Raw genomic sequence first — 13,665 nt, 5'->3', positions numbered from 1 at the left:
CCCGACAGGATCAGAAGCGCGGCGCGCGTCCCTCGAGCTTGGCCTTGATGCACTCGGTCTGCTCCGCGCGCCCCAGCAGCGAGGACTGCAGCTCTGCCTCAAGCGCCAGCGCCTCGGCTTCCGGCGCAGCGAGGGCCTCGTCATAGAGACGCGTGATCGCGCGGATGGCGCTGGGAGAGCGCCCGGCAATCTGGCGCGCCAAGGCCAAGGCCTCCTCCTGCGGGCTGGAGATGATGCGCGTGACCAGGCCGGCGCTCTGCGCCTCGCTGGCCTCGACCTTGCGTCCGCTCCACGTCAGCTCGTGCAGCCAGTCCGGTCGCACGCCACGCGCGGTGACGCTGATGCCCATGTCCGGAATGATGCCCCAGTCGATCTCGAGCACCGCCAGACGCGCATCAGGATCACACAGGCGGATGTCCGCCCCCAGCGCGATCTGCAGACCGCCACCGAAGACGTTGCCATGCAAGGCGGCGATGACCGGCACCCCGATATCTCGCCAGCCCAGCGCCAGCTGCTGCACGGTATTGCGCTGCGGCGCACAGCCATTGGCCCCCGCGACCAGCAACTGCGGTACGCGGGCGGCGTCGCCCATGATGGCGGCGATATCCAGCCCCGCACAGAAACTGGGCCCCTCGCCCGACAGCACGATGGCGCGCAGGCCTGATTCCCGGGCGCGGGCATGCAACTCCTGCTGTACCGCCAGCAGGGCATCGATCATCTTCCAGTCGATGCCGTTGTGCTTGTCAGGGCGATTGAGGCGCACGTCGGCGACATGCTCACTGATCGAGAGGGTCACATAACGTTCAGGCGTGAGGTGGGTAGCGTCAGACATGGCGGTCTCCCTGCGACGGATAACGAGCAAGCACGCGCTCGAACGATTTCACGACAGTGCCGAGCGATGGCATTCATCCAGTGATAAACCCAAAAGGCGCAGGCAACCACACTGCGTTCGTCGAGCTGCCCACGGGCATGACTCGCTACGTCTCAGTGTGACTGCCTGCGCCCGGTTGTTGAACGGTCGTTTGGTCGCAGAGGTGACGATTGTCTACTCGCGCTTGGCGCCCGAGACCTCTGACAGCGATCGCGGCTGGAAGCTCTCGGCCTGGGCCATCGCCCAGACACGGCGATAGAAGGGATAGTCGTCCCCTTGCGTCAGCAGTGCGCCCTTGGTCAGGAAGGGATGCAGGTGCGAGAACAGCTTGACCTCATTCTCGGAGACACGGTGCACCAGGTGGTCCGGGGTGATCTGCCAGGGCGTGTGCAGGCCCGCCGCCGACAGGATCTCGGCCAGCGCATGCAGGGTGTTGTGGTGGAAGTGACGCACCTGATCGGCCTTGTCTTCCACGACCAGCGATTTCTGGCGCAGATCATCCTGGGTGGCGATCCCCGTCGGGCACTTGTTGGTGTGGCAGCTCAGTGACTGGATGCAGCCCAGCGCGAACATGTAACCGCGTGCGGCATTGACCCAGTCCGCGCCCAGAGCCATCACGCAGGCGATATCGAAGGCACTGATGATCTTGCCGCTGACCCCGATGCGCACCTCATCACGCAGCCCTGCGCCCACCAGCGAGTTGTGGACGAACTGCAGCCCTTCACGCAGCGGGGTGCCGAGGTGGTCGGTGAATTCGGTCGGTGCGGCGCCGGTACCGCCCTCACTGCCATCGACGACGATGAAATCGGGCACGATACCGGTCTCGAGCATCGCCTTGACGATGGCCATGAACTCCCACGGCTGACCGAGGCACAGCTTGAAGCCCACCGGCTTGCCGCCCGACAGCTCGCGCAGGCGCTGGATGAAGCTCAACAGCTCGAGGGGTGTGGAGAACTCACCGTGGTTGGAGGGCGAGATGCAGTCCTTGCCCATCGGAATCCCGCGCGTCTCGGCGATCTCCTCGCTGATCTTGCTGGCCGGCAAGACGCCCCCGTGGCCGGGTTTGGCACCCTGGCTGAGCTTGATCTCGATCATCTTGACCTGCTCGCTGGCCGCCTGACGGGCGAACTTCTCGCCATCGAAGCGCCCTTCCTCGTCGCGGCAGCCGAAGTAGCCACTGCCCAGCTCCCAGATCAGATCGCCCCCGAATTCGCGGTGATAGGGGCTGATGCTACCTTCGCCGGTGTCATGGGCGAAGTTGCCCAGCCTGGCCCCCTTGTTCAGGGCGCGGATGGCGTTGGCGCTCAAGGAGCCGAAACTCATCGCCGAGATATTGAACAGCGAGGCATTGTAGGGATGCGAGCACTGGGAGTTGCCGACGTTGAGACGAAAACCCTTGGGGTCCGGCACGCTCGAGGTCTGCATGGAGTGGCCGATGAACTCATAGCTGTCGGAATAGACATCGAGCAAGGTGCCGAACGGCTGGGAGGAATTGTGCTGACGGCCACGCGCATAGACCAGCTCGCGCTGCTTGTGGGAAAACGGCAGCTGATCGGTGTCCGACTCGAACAGGTACTGACGCATTTCCGGACGCAGCGCCTTGAACAGATAACGCATGTTGCCGATCACCGGATAGTTGCGACGCACGGCGTAATCCGGCTGCTGCATGTCGTAGATGCCGACGGCGACCAGAAAGGCCATCAGCAGCGTCAACGGCCATATCCAGGGCGTCAGCTCCGACAGCCCCAGGCAGACCAGCAAGCCGAGGACACAGAGCCCGAAGACGGAGTAGCGAGGTAACAGCGACCATTTCAGTTTCATCAAAGCTTCCTTTGCCAGCGAACAGCAATGTCAGGGCTGTCGTTGTGGGCGGGTCAGGGGTTGCGGTCAGGGGTTGCGCCCAGGGACTGCGATCAAGAGTTGCGACCACGGGCTGCGTCCAGTGCAGCGGCCACGGAACACACCATGCCTGTCAGGCAGGCAGGCATCATCATCGATAGCGATAGCGATAGCGATGGCGATAGCGATGGCGATGGCGATGGCGATGGCGATGGCGATGGCGATGGCGATGGCGATGGCGATGGCGATGGCGATGGCGATGGCGACATCACGATGACGCCAGCCTGCCGCATGCCGGGCCGACTGTCCTGCTCAACGGTGGAATCCGCTGTTGAGCCAGTCGCACCACGGTGCTCTCAGCATGTCTGTAAACAAGAAGACGCCCTCGTGGCGTGAACCACGAAGGCGTCTCCCGTTACTGCATTTCGCCACTGGTGGCGTGCGCCAGCCTCATCGACCGAGGAGGCCGAGTCGCTGGCGCGTCACGTCGCTCAGTCAACCCAGCGACGGGCATTGCGGAACATGCGCAACCAGGCGCCATCCTGCTGCCAGTCGTCCGGACGCCAGGAGTTGGTGACGGCACGCGCCACACGCTCCGGGTGCGGCATCATGATGGTCACGCGACCATCATCGGTGGTCAGACCGGTGATGCCGGACGGCGAGCCGTTCGGGTTGGCCGGATAGCGCGTGGTGGTCTGGCCGTAGTTGTCGACGTAGCGCAGCGCGACCTGGCCGCTGCTCTGCATCTTGCGCAGGTGAGCGCTGTCGCGGAACTCGGCACGCCCTTCGCCATGCGCGATGGCGATCGGCAGGCGCGAGCCTTCCATGCCATCGAGGAACAGCGAGGCGCTCTTCTCGACTTCGACCATCGCGACACGCGCCTCGAACTGCTCGGACTCGTTGCGCACGAAACGCGGCCAGGCCTCGGCACCCGGGATCAGCTCCTTGAGCTGGGAGAGCATCTGGCAACCGTTGCAGACGCCCAGCGCGAAGCTGTCGTCGCGGTTGAAGAAGCGCTCGAACTGTTCACGCGCACGCGCATTGAACAGCACCGACTTGGCCCAGCCACCGCCGGCGCCCAGCACGTCACCGTAGGAGAAGCCGCCACAGGCGACCAGCCCCCGCATGGTGTCCAGATCGACACGCCCTTCGAGGATGTCGCTCATGTGGACATCGACGGCCTCGAAACCGGCACGGTCGAAGCTTGCCGCCATCTCGAGCTGACCATTGACGCCCTGCTCGCGCAGGATCGCCATGCGCGGACGTGCACCGGTGTTCAGGTACGGCGCCGCGATATCCTCGTTGACGTCGAAGGTGGCCTGGGCGGTAAGGCCCGGGTCACGCACGTCGTTGATGGACTCGAATTCGCTCTTGGCGCAATCGGCGTTGTCACGTGCGGCCTGCATGCGATAACTGGTCTCGGCCCACAGGCGCTCGGCACTGGCGCGGGTGGTGGAGAGCAGGTTCTGGCCCAGCAGCGTGATGTTGATCTGCTCATCGGCACGCGGCGTGGCGATCACGCCACTGTGCTCGAGGCCCACGGCCTTGAGCTCGGCGAGGATGGACTCGGTATGTTCGCGACGCACCTGCACCACGGCACCCAGTTCTTCGGCGAACAGCGCGCCGGTGGCCTGACCCGGCTCGGCGGCGGTCCAGTCGAGGGAGATGTCGAGACCGACACGTCCCGCGAAGGACATTTCCATCAAGGTGGTCAACAGACCACCGTCGCTGCGGTCGTGATAGGCCAGCAGCTTGCCTTCGACATTGAAGCGCTGGATGGCCTCGAAGAAGTGCTTGAGGTCTTCGGGCTTGGCAAGATCCGGCGCTTCATTGCCGACCTGACCATAGACCTGCGCCAGCGCGGAGCCACCGAGACGGTGAGCGCCATGGCCGAGATCGATCAGGATCAGGTCCGTCTCCACGGCCTCGCCATTCAGCGTGCGACGCAGCTGCGGCGTAAGGGTACGCATGGCATCGGTGACCGGCGCGAAGCCTGTCATCACCAGCGACAGCGGCGCGGTGATCGACTTGTCTTCGCCATTCTCGTCCTGCCAGGCGGTGCGCATGGACATGGAGTCCTTGCCGACCGGAATGGTCAGGTCCAGCGCCGGGCACAGTTCCATGCCGACGGCGTGGACGGCCTCGTAGAGCGCCTGATTCTCGCCGGTGTGATCGGCAGCGCTCATCCAGTTGGCGGACAGCTTGATGTCAGACAGCTTGGCGATCGGCGCGGCGGCCAGGTTGGTGATCACCTCGGCCACGGCCAGACGCGCGGACGCCGCCGGCGAGATCAGCGCGACCGGCGTACGCTCGCCCATCGCCATCGCTTCACCGACATGGCTGTCGAGGGAGCTGGTGGTGACGGCGCAATCGGCCACCGGCACCTGCCACGGACCGACCATCTGGTCGCGCGCGACCATGCCGGTGATCGAGCGGTCACCGATGGTGATCAGGAATTTCTTGGAGGCGACGGTGGGCAGCTGCAGCACACGGGTCATCGCTTCGCGCGGGTCGAGGTTGTCGAGGCCCAACGCCGGCAGTTCCAGCGTCTGGCGCTCGAAGCTGCGTGACATCTTGGGCGGCTTGCCGAACAGCACGTCCATCGGCAGATCGACCGGACGCGTATCGAAGTGACCATCCTTGACGACCAGCTCGTGCTCCTCGAGGGCTTCACCGACCACGGCGTACAGGCAACGCTCACGCTCGCACAGGGCTTCGAAGGTGGCCAGATTCTCCGGTGCCACCGCCAGCACGTAGCGCTCCTGGGATTCGTTGCACCAGATTTCCAGCGGGCTCATGCCGGATTCAGCGCTCGGCACGGCGCGCAGATCGAACAGGCCACCGCGACCGCCATCCTTGACCAGCTCCGGCAGTGCGTTGGACAGACCGCCAGCGCCGACGTCGTGGATGAAGCAGATCGGGTTCTTGTCATCCAGCGCCCAGCAGCGATCGATGACTTCCTGCACGCGACGCTCCATCTCGGCGTTGTCACGCTGCACGGAGGCGAAGTCGAGGTCTTCGCTGGAGCTGCCGGAGGCCATGGAAGAGGCAGCACCGCCGCCCAGACCGATCAGCATCGCCGGGCCGCCCATCACGATCAGCTTGGCGCCGACCGGAATATCGCCCTTCTCGACGTGCTGGCTGCGGATGTTGCCGTAACCGCCGGCGAGCATGATCGGCTTGTGATAGCCGCGACGCTCGATGCCGCCGGCACCGAAGGCATCCTGCTCGTAGGTACGGAAGTAGCCGTTGAGGTTGGGACGGCCGAATTCGTTGTTGAACGCAGCGCCACCGATCGGGCCTTCGAGCATGATGTCGTAGGCGGTCTTGATGCGCTCCGGCTTGCCGTAGTCGTGCTCCCAGGGCTGTTCGAAGCCCGGGATACGCAGGTTGGAGACGCTGAAGCCGGTCAGACCCGCTTTCGGCTTGGAGCCGACACCGGTCGCGCCTTCATCACGAATCTCGCCACCGGCACCGGTCGCGGCGCCCGGATAAGGGGCGATGGCGGTCGGGTGGTTGTGGGTCTCGACCTTCATCAGGATGTTGATCGGTTCCTGATGGTAGCGATAGATGTGGTCTTCGCCTGTCGGGAAGTAACGCCCGGCAGTCGGACCTTCCATCACGGCGGCGTTGTCACTGTAGGCGGACAGCACGCCATCCGGATGATGCTGGTAGGTGTTCTTGATCATCTTGAACAGCGAGTGCGACTGCGCTTCGCCGTCGATGGTCCAGTCCGCATTGAAGATCTTGTGGCGGCAATGCTCGGAGTTCGCCTGAGCGAACATCATCAGTTCGATGTCGGCAGGATTGCGGCCCAGAGTCTTGAAGGACTCGACCAGATAATCGATCTCGTCATCGGCCAGCGCCAGCCCCAGGCTACCGTTGGCCTTGGCCAGGGCTTCGCGGCCACCGCCGAGGATGTCGACATGGGCAAGCTTGGCAGGTGCCTGATGCTGGAACAGACGTGCCGCGTCCTGAGTACGGGTCAATACCGTCTCGGTCATGCGGTCGTGCAGTCGGGAGGACAGCGTGGCGAAGAGCTCTTCGCTCAGGGGCGCGTCCAGCTTGATGCGGTAGGCGATGCCACGCTCGAGGCGGCGGACTTGCGGCAGGCCGCAGTTGGCGGCGATATCCGTGGCCTTGGAAGACCAGGGAGACAGCGTGCCGAGGCGGGGGATGACGAGGAAGAGATGTCCTTCCGGAGCGCTCTCGTCACGACTGGGGCCGTAGTCCAGCAGGCGCTCCAGTGTTGTCCGATCGGAACTGCTCAGTTCACCATCGACCTCGGCCAGATGAAGGTACTCGGCATGAAGAGATTCCACCTCCGGCACCAGCTCGCGTAACGAAGCCAGTAGACGGGTGTGACGGAAGGCGGAAAGGGCAGGCGCGCCTCGCAGTTCGAGCATGGTCAGGGAAAGCCTCTGAAGCAGCGTGAACGGACAACCGCCAAACGGCGGCAGCAAGCGCATATCATACGTGAAAGGCGAGCCTTAACGAAGCCCGCAGGTGACATGCGTTGGATGACAGTGTGTTGAGCTGCCGGTATGGTGGAAGCCCTGCCGTGAATGATGCTGACGCATGCTCAAGACTTCGCCCTCTTCTCTCATTCCGCCCGTGCGACAGCGGCTGCGCCACGCGCGGCGTTTCCTCGTCGCGGCGCTGGCCCTCGCCTTGCTGATACTGCCCGAGCGCACCCTCATCGAGATGCCCACGCGGCTGGACGATGTCCGCGCGCGCGACTTCATTCAGGTCGCCACGCGCAATACCCCCACGACCTTCTATCGTGGCCGTCAGGGGCCCACCGGTTTCGAATACGAGCTGGCACGGGACTTCGCCGATTATCTTGGCGTGAGTCTGTCGATGGATTCCGAGCACAATATCGAGAGCCTGACCCAGAGCGTGCTCAATGATCAGGCCGATCTTGCGGCCGCTACCCTGCCGCTGGATCTCTCCGAACAGGACCTGCGCTTCTCGCGCCCCATCCTCGAATTGCAGGCGATGGTGGTCTATCGGCGCGGGATGCATCCGCCCAAGGAATTGAAGGACCTGGTCGGCAAGCGCATCGGCGTCATCAAGGGCGCCGGCACCAGCCTGGTACTGCGGGAAGTCCAGCAGGACATCCCCGAGCTCAGCTGGATGGAAACCGGCGAGCTTGAGGTGGCGGACCTGCTGCAACGCATCGAGGAAGACAAGCTGGATGCGGCGGTCGTCTATGCCCATCAATTCAAGCTCAATCGCCTGTTCTTCCCCAATGTGGAGAACGGCTTCGACGTGGGCGATCCTCTGACCCTGGCCTGGGCCTTCCCCGCACATGGCGACATCTCATTGCTGACCGCCGCCAATGATTTTCTCGAGACACGCCGCCAGGATGGCACCCTCGATCAACTGGTCGAACGCTATTTCGGCCATGATGACTATCTCGAGTATGTCGGCGCACGTACCTTCATCCGCCAGGCACGCGACCGCCTGCCGCGCTATATCGATACCTTCAAGGAAGCCGCACGCGAAACCGGTATCGACTGGAAACTGCTGGCCGCCACGGGCTATCAGGAATCGCACTGGCAGCCCAAGGCCACCTCTCCTACAGGGGTGCGCGGCCTGATGATGCTGACCAATGTGACGGCGCGCGAAATGAAGATCGCCAACCGTTTGGACCCCGTTCAGAGCATCGATGGTGGCTCACGCTATCTTGTGAGTATAAAGGGACGCTTGCCGGACGAGATCAAGGAACCGGATCGCACCTGGATGACGCTGGCGGCCTACAATGTCGGCCTGGGTCACCTGTTTGACGCCAGACGTATCGTGAAGATGAAGGGCGGTGACCCGAATCGCTGGAAGGATGTCCGCGAAGCCCTGCCCTTGCTGCAGAATCGTGAGTGGTACCAGAAAGTCCGTTATGGTTATGCACGCGGCGGAGAACCTGTCATCTATGTCCGCAATATCCGTCGTTATTATGAAATACTGAATTATGTTTACCGTAGCCAGCAGCAGTTCTATCAGCTGGATGAGCGTCCGATTACCGACGACGAAGGCGACAGCAATCCCTTCGATACTGTGCCTCCGATTCTCTGAGGATGGAGTTCGGACCGTCAGCACTCCGGTGCCTCAAGTGCACGCATCTTCACCACGCATCAAGAGCCTCTAAGGACAGGGAATGACACGCAGACTCGTCTTGATGTCGCTAAGCCTGATCGCGTTCGGCATCGCCTTGCTGGGGCTCTGGCCGTCTGCCGGCAATGAAGCCAATGCGCTACTGCTGATGATGTTGACCCTGCAAGCCGCCGGCCAGGCTGCCTGGCATTGGCGCAATACCTCCCTCAGTCAGCTGTTCCTCAGCGCCTCATTGATCCTCAATATCCTGCTGATCTGTACCTTCCTGCTACCGGAAAGCTGGGTGGGGGTGGACCACTGGGGAGACCTGCTGATCAATCTGCCGGGCGATTGGCATATCGCCAATATCCGCCCGCCTATCCTGATCCTGTTTGCCTGTTTCGGCCTCACGACCTGCGCCCTGTTGCGCATGCGACTGGGATTCGGCTCTGCCATCCAGCTGACGCAAGTCACGCTGCTGCTGCTGTTTGCCATGATGTCCGACGCCAGTCTTTCCGTCGCCAGCATGGTGCTGGCAGGCCCGGAACGCATCACGCTGACCAGCTTCGTCAGTCTGCTGTTGATCGCTCAATGGATCGATCTACAGCCGGCATTCATGCAGATGTGGCGCCGCAATCTCATACCGCTGATCATTTCCTCCTCGATCACCCTGGTATGTCTGCTCGCCTGGCAGCAGCAGAGCCAGGACGAGAACAATCGCATCAACCAGTCGACCTACGTACTGGGCGACAAGATCGCCACGGAGCTGTCTCGCGAGATCAACGACCAGCTCAATGCGATGCGGCGTTTCGCCGGTTTCTGGAGCCTGATGGGGCAGACACCGTCACGCGGAGAGTGGCAACGCCTGGCACGCAGCTATTACAAGGATTTCGATTACTTCCAGAACATCGCCTTCATCGACCCGGACAGCGTGATAACGCGCGTCTTCCCGGACAAGGGCCGCAATCATGACGTGCTGGGCGTACGCCTGCTGGATGCTCAGCCGGACACGCCGCTGCGCAATCCGCTGGAACTCGGCATCGAGGGCCATACCGGCATCATCGACCTGATTCAGGGCGGCAAGGGCATGGTGTCCTACCTGCCGGTGCGCGATCCTCGTGATGGCACCATCCTGGGGGCGATCGCCATGGTGGTAGATCTGGCCCCTCTGCTCGACAGGGCCATGGACACGGCACGCAATGAGGCATTTGCGGTCACCCTGTCAGAGCGCGGCAACATCTATATCCATGTCGGCCCGGAAAGTCGTCTGGCGCCCTGGGGGCATCGCATCCCCATCGAGCTGCCCGCCACCGACCTGACACTAGGCCTGCAGCCGACACAGCAGTTCCTGGCGGCCACTCGTGGCCGTCTGCCGGAGGTGACGTTGCTGACGGGCATGCTGCTGGCCTACCTGCTCTTCCTCGTGATCTACATGTATCGCCGCGTCTCGCAGGAGCACGGCATCGTCAAGAATGCCAACGATGCACTTCGCGAAGAGATGGTGCGGCGAGAGCGACTGCAGAACGAGATCCAGTGGCTGGCGCGTCATGACGAGCTGACCCAGCTGCCCAATCGTCGCTATTTCCTCGAGCAGGTGCAGAGCTTCAGCGGCAAGATGCCTCTGACAGTCATGATTCTGGATATCGACTTCTTCAAAACGATCAACGACAAACTGGGTCACTTGGAGGGAGATCGCTACCTGCAGAAGATTGCCGCCGTCTCACGGGCGCCCGTGGAGTCTGCCGGCGGCATACTGGCGCGCTTCGGTGGCGAGGAGTTCGTGGTGTGCATTCCGGAATGCCCGCGCGCGGTAGGCCGCACTCTGGCGGAAGAGCTGCGGCGTGCCGTGCAGGCTGCAGGACTGCCGCAGCCTGCCACGGACAGCGTCGTCACGGTATCCGTGGGCATGGCATGCGTGGCGCGCGCTCCGTTGAGGCTGGATGCACTGCTGCAGGCAGCGGATGAGGCGCTGTATCGCGCCAAGTCCAGTGGTCGCAATCAGGTTCAGGTCGCCGCCTGACGGTTCATGGAGACCAACACGATCGCAACGCGGAGAGATCTGTGCGGGAGGCTCATCGCGGGTGGAGCTGAGCGGAAGGTTCAGCTCGGGCGGATCTGAGCGGAAGGTTCAGCGTGAAAGGATCAGCGCGGAAGCTCACCGCGCCGCTCCGCGAAGAAGGACTTGAGCAAGCGCTTGGCGTGAGCGGCCAATAGCCCCCCTTCCACTACGACGTGATGGTTATGCCAGGGCTGTGCAAACAGATTGGCACGCGATTCCACCATGCCGGTCTTCGGCTCTGCCGCCCCGTAGACGACCCGCTTCACCCGCGCGTGGATCAAGGCGCCACTGCACATCATGCAGGGCTCCAGCGTCACATACAGCGTGCAATCGTCGAGACGATAGTTGCCGAGACGGGCCGCCGCCGCGCGCAAGGCCTGCACCTCGGCATGTGCCGTCGGGTCCGGGGTGCTGACCGGCGCATTGTAGCCAGTGCCGATGATGTCGCCCTGGGGATTGACCACCACCGCGCCGACAGGCACCTCGCCAGCCCCGAATGCCAGCCGCGCCTGGTCCAGCGCCCGATGCATATAGTAATGATCCCCACGTGGCCCACTCCGGGCCTGCGGCGCTATCGCCAACTCGTCACTCACCGTTGTTCTCCGGTATCCTGAAGCCATTGTTTAGCTCACCATGATAACGGCTTGGCGCTCGCGCATCCTCCTGCATTGCCGACCCGCGCAGCCTGGCACTGCTCCGAGCGCCTGCCCCTCAGTACAAGGATAGATCCATGACCCAAACAGCCACTGCGCCTCTTGAGGCACTGGTCACCCTGCTGGGTCTTGAGACCCTGGAAGAGAACCTGTTCAGAGGGCACAGTCAGGACCTCGGCTTCCCTCAGTTGTTTGGCGGACAGGTACTCGGACAAGCGCTGTCCGCAGCGACACGCACGGTACCGGTCGAACGCCAGGTTCACTCTCTGCATGGCTACTTCCTGCGCCCGGGCGATGCCCACAAGCCTGTCATCTATCAGGTTGATGGCGTGCGTGATGGCGGCAGCTTCACGACCCGCCGCATCAGTGCCATCCAGAATGGCAATACCATCTTCTTCTGCAGCGCCTCCTTCCATGGCAAGGAGGCAGGCTTCGAGCATCAGCTCGCCATGCCCGATATCGAATCCCCTGAGCAGTTGATCGAACAGGGGGCACGTATCGAGCGCTACGAGGGCCATCCCATCGAGTTCCTGCGCCTGAAGGTGCCGATCACGGCGAGTGATGATGACGCCTGCCCCCCACCACGCCAGCGGCTATGGTTCCGACTGGCAGGCGAGCTGCAGGAAGATGATGCCCTGCATCGCTACCTGCTGACATATAGCTCCGACTTCAACCTGCTGGCGACCGGCCTCGGCGGACATGGTGTGCAGTTCGGTTCGCCCGAACTGCAAATGGCGAGCCTGGATCACTCGCTATGGTTCCACCGCGATGTACGCGTCAATGATTGGCTGCTCTACGAGATGGATAGCCCGTGGGCGGGAGGCGCACGTAGTTTCGCTCGTGGCAGCCTCTATAACCGGCACGGTGAACTGGTGGCATCCAGCGCCCAGGAAGGCCTGACACGCCTGCGCAAACGCCCCTGAACGAATCATCCTGAGCTAATCGTCCTGAACAACAATGCCCCTCCTGAGACATTCTCAGGAGGGGCATTGTCATGTTTGGCTGCGTCTATCTACAACCTACAACGCTGAGAATAGCGCACTGCGATTCACTATTATCGCGTCAATAGAGGAGTCACTTCAGTGCTGTCCTGACGCGCGTGCAGTTTTCATCCCGATAGCGCTGCTTGTAGTCATTGCGCTGGGACTGCCAACTTCGCATCTGGCCCGACGACCCGCCGCCGCGACGCCTATCGGTATAATATTCGATCTTGTCCTTGATGAACTGACAGCGCTCTATCTTCCTCTCTCGCTCCCCGGCAGATACCATTTCTGATGACATCAGCCCCATCAAAAGGGCCATCATCCCTGCCACTAGAAGCCTTGATAACGAATATGAAAAGCCCCTCGACATGTCGCCTCCTTGCGCCTGTTCATGGCTAACTTCAATGAGTGATATTCAATGACAGCGCAGACACCGAGCAGGTGCTGCAACAGTAAAGATATCTCCCGATAAAGATATCTCGCAACAGCGTGGAATGCTTGTCGATCAAGTACACTCAATGGAGAGCCAGCACGTTTTCTCAGTGATACTGATCCATAAACAAAGATGCCTCTATCACAGAAGTGATAGAGGCATCTTTGTATCATATAGCTCATGTAGCTATGTCTTGTGCTATACGCATTTAGCCCAGCACGGCAGTTCTTTTGCGCCAACGCTTCCTGAGCACCATTTTTCCTGAGCACAAAGAGAACCGCCCCTGCAGCAAGGCTACAGGGGCGGTTCGGTATAAGTGCCTGACGAGAATCGGGGCGGCCATCCGCTACTCTCACATGAAGAAACTCTACACTACCAAATGAATATCAATATGATGGGCCCACCGCTAAGAGCTCCATGCCAAGCACTTTAAGCCGCATAAAAATACACCCCCACAGTAAAATCTGCAGGGGAGGTTCTTGGCAAAACCAGAGATAAATAACAAGCGCACATCATTTTCCATCAATGGCAGAACCATCACAGCACGATGATGAGCCAAAGACTTTCTTCTTGCGCAGCCTGGGAGGGCTTATCTCTCGCACCACTTTTCCATGCACGTCTTTCTGCTCACGGCTTTTCTATTGCGCCAATTTTTCCTGAGCACAAAGAGAACCGCCCCTGCAGCAAGGCTGCAGGGGCGGTTCGGGATAAGTGCCTGACGATGACCTACTCTCACA

The 13,665-nt window shown here is 61.8% G+C and carries 9 protein-coding genes; 4 read left to right on the top strand and 5 right to left on the bottom strand.

Annotation, left to right across the window (positions count from 1 at the left end):
• Positions 1–10: 10 nt before the first annotated feature.
• Positions 11–832 carry a crotonase/enoyl-CoA hydratase family protein gene (locus QD356_RS15835; RefSeq protein WP_192839381.1) on the bottom strand — a complete coding sequence of 274 codons (822 nt, stop codon included), beginning with the start codon at positions 830–832 and terminating at the stop codon, positions 11–13.
• A gap of 213 nt (positions 833–1,045) precedes the next feature.
• Positions 1,046–2,692, bottom strand: coding sequence for an FMN-binding glutamate synthase family protein (locus QD356_RS15830; protein ID WP_199852285.1), 1,647 nt, complete (start codon positions 2,690–2,692; stop codon positions 1,046–1,048).
• Between the two features lie 144 nt (positions 2,693–2,836).
• Between QD356_RS15830 and QD356_RS15825 the strand changes: the two genes are divergently transcribed.
• Positions 2,837–3,106, top strand: a complete 270-nt coding sequence (locus QD356_RS15825) for a hypothetical protein (protein WP_192839380.1) — start codon at positions 2,837–2,839, stop codon at positions 3,104–3,106.
• Between the two features lie 95 nt (positions 3,107–3,201).
• On the opposite strand, the gene purL is transcribed toward QD356_RS15825, so the two are convergent.
• Positions 3,202–7,116, bottom strand: coding sequence for a phosphoribosylformylglycinamidine synthase (purL, locus tag QD356_RS15820; RefSeq protein ID WP_192839379.1), 3,915 nt, complete (start codon positions 7,114–7,116; stop codon positions 3,202–3,204).
• Positions 7,117–7,288: 172 nt separating this feature from the next.
• On the opposite strand from purL, the gene mltF reads away from it, so the two are divergent.
• Together mltF and QD356_RS15810 are read left to right on the top strand one after the other, a co-directional pair.
• Complete coding sequence (gene mltF / locus QD356_RS15815) at positions 7,289–8,782, top strand: membrane-bound lytic murein transglycosylase MltF (protein ID WP_192839378.1); 1,494 nt, start codon at positions 7,289–7,291, stop codon at positions 8,780–8,782.
• A gap of 82 nt (positions 8,783–8,864) precedes the next feature.
• On the top strand, positions 8,865–10,820 hold the full coding sequence (locus QD356_RS15810; RefSeq protein ID WP_052384859.1) for a diguanylate cyclase: 1,956 nt from the start codon (positions 8,865–8,867) through the stop codon (positions 10,818–10,820).
• A gap of 122 nt (positions 10,821–10,942) precedes the next feature.
• Here the strand turns inward: QD356_RS15810 and tadA are convergent, their stop codons facing one another.
• The gene (gene tadA / locus QD356_RS15805; protein WP_192839377.1) at positions 10,943–11,389 is read right to left on the bottom strand and encodes a tRNA adenosine(34) deaminase TadA; all 447 of its coding nucleotides are present in this window, start codon (positions 11,387–11,389) and stop codon (positions 10,943–10,945) included.
• 200 nt (positions 11,390–11,589) lie between these two features.
• On the opposite strand from tadA, the gene QD356_RS15800 reads away from it, so the two are divergent.
• Positions 11,590–12,435, top strand: a complete 846-nt coding sequence (locus QD356_RS15800) for an acyl-CoA thioesterase II (RefSeq protein WP_192839376.1) — start codon at positions 11,590–11,592, stop codon at positions 12,433–12,435.
• Between the two features lie 151 nt (positions 12,436–12,586).
• Here the strand turns inward: QD356_RS15800 and QD356_RS15795 are convergent, their stop codons facing one another.
• Positions 12,587–12,865, bottom strand: coding sequence for a hypothetical protein (locus QD356_RS15795; RefSeq protein WP_192839375.1), 279 nt, complete (start codon positions 12,863–12,865; stop codon positions 12,587–12,589).
• Between the last annotated feature and the right edge of the window lie 800 nt (positions 12,866–13,665).

Origin of the sequence: Cobetia sp. 2AS (assembly GCF_029846355.1) — a bacterium.
Classification (GTDB): Bacteria; Pseudomonadota; Gammaproteobacteria; order Pseudomonadales; family Halomonadaceae; genus Cobetia; species Cobetia amphilecti.
Note: the sequence above shows the minus strand (reverse complement) of the source record. Positions and strands in the feature narration are given on the sequence as shown.

Excerpts from the sequence above, each read along its gene's own strand:
- QD356_RS15795 (WP_192839375.1), bottom strand. The coding sequence starts at position 12,865 with ATGTCGAGGGGCTTTTCATATTCGTTATCAAGGCTTCTAGTGGCAGGG.
- QD356_RS15835 (WP_192839381.1), bottom strand. The coding sequence starts at position 832 with ATGTCTGACGCTACCCACCTCACGCCTGAACGTTATGTGACCCTCTCG.
- QD356_RS15830 (WP_199852285.1), bottom strand. The coding sequence starts at position 2,692 with ATGAAACTGAAATGGTCGCTGTTACCTCGCTACTCCGTCTTCGGGCTC.
- QD356_RS15800 (WP_192839376.1), top strand. The coding sequence starts at position 11,590 with ATGACCCAAACAGCCACTGCGCCTCTTGAGGCACTGGTCACCCTGCTG.
- QD356_RS15810 (WP_052384859.1), top strand. The coding sequence starts at position 8,865 with ATGACACGCAGACTCGTCTTGATGTCGCTAAGCCTGATCGCGTTCGGC.
- tadA (WP_192839377.1), bottom strand. The coding sequence starts at position 11,389 with ATGCATCGGGCGCTGGACCAGGCGCGGCTGGCATTCGGGGCTGGCGAG.
- purL (WP_192839379.1), bottom strand. The coding sequence starts at position 7,116 with ATGCTCGAACTGCGAGGCGCGCCTGCCCTTTCCGCCTTCCGTCACACC.
- QD356_RS15825 (WP_192839380.1), top strand. The coding sequence starts at position 2,837 with ATGCCTGTCAGGCAGGCAGGCATCATCATCGATAGCGATAGCGATAGC.
- mltF (WP_192839378.1), top strand. The coding sequence starts at position 7,289 with ATGCTCAAGACTTCGCCCTCTTCTCTCATTCCGCCCGTGCGACAGCGG.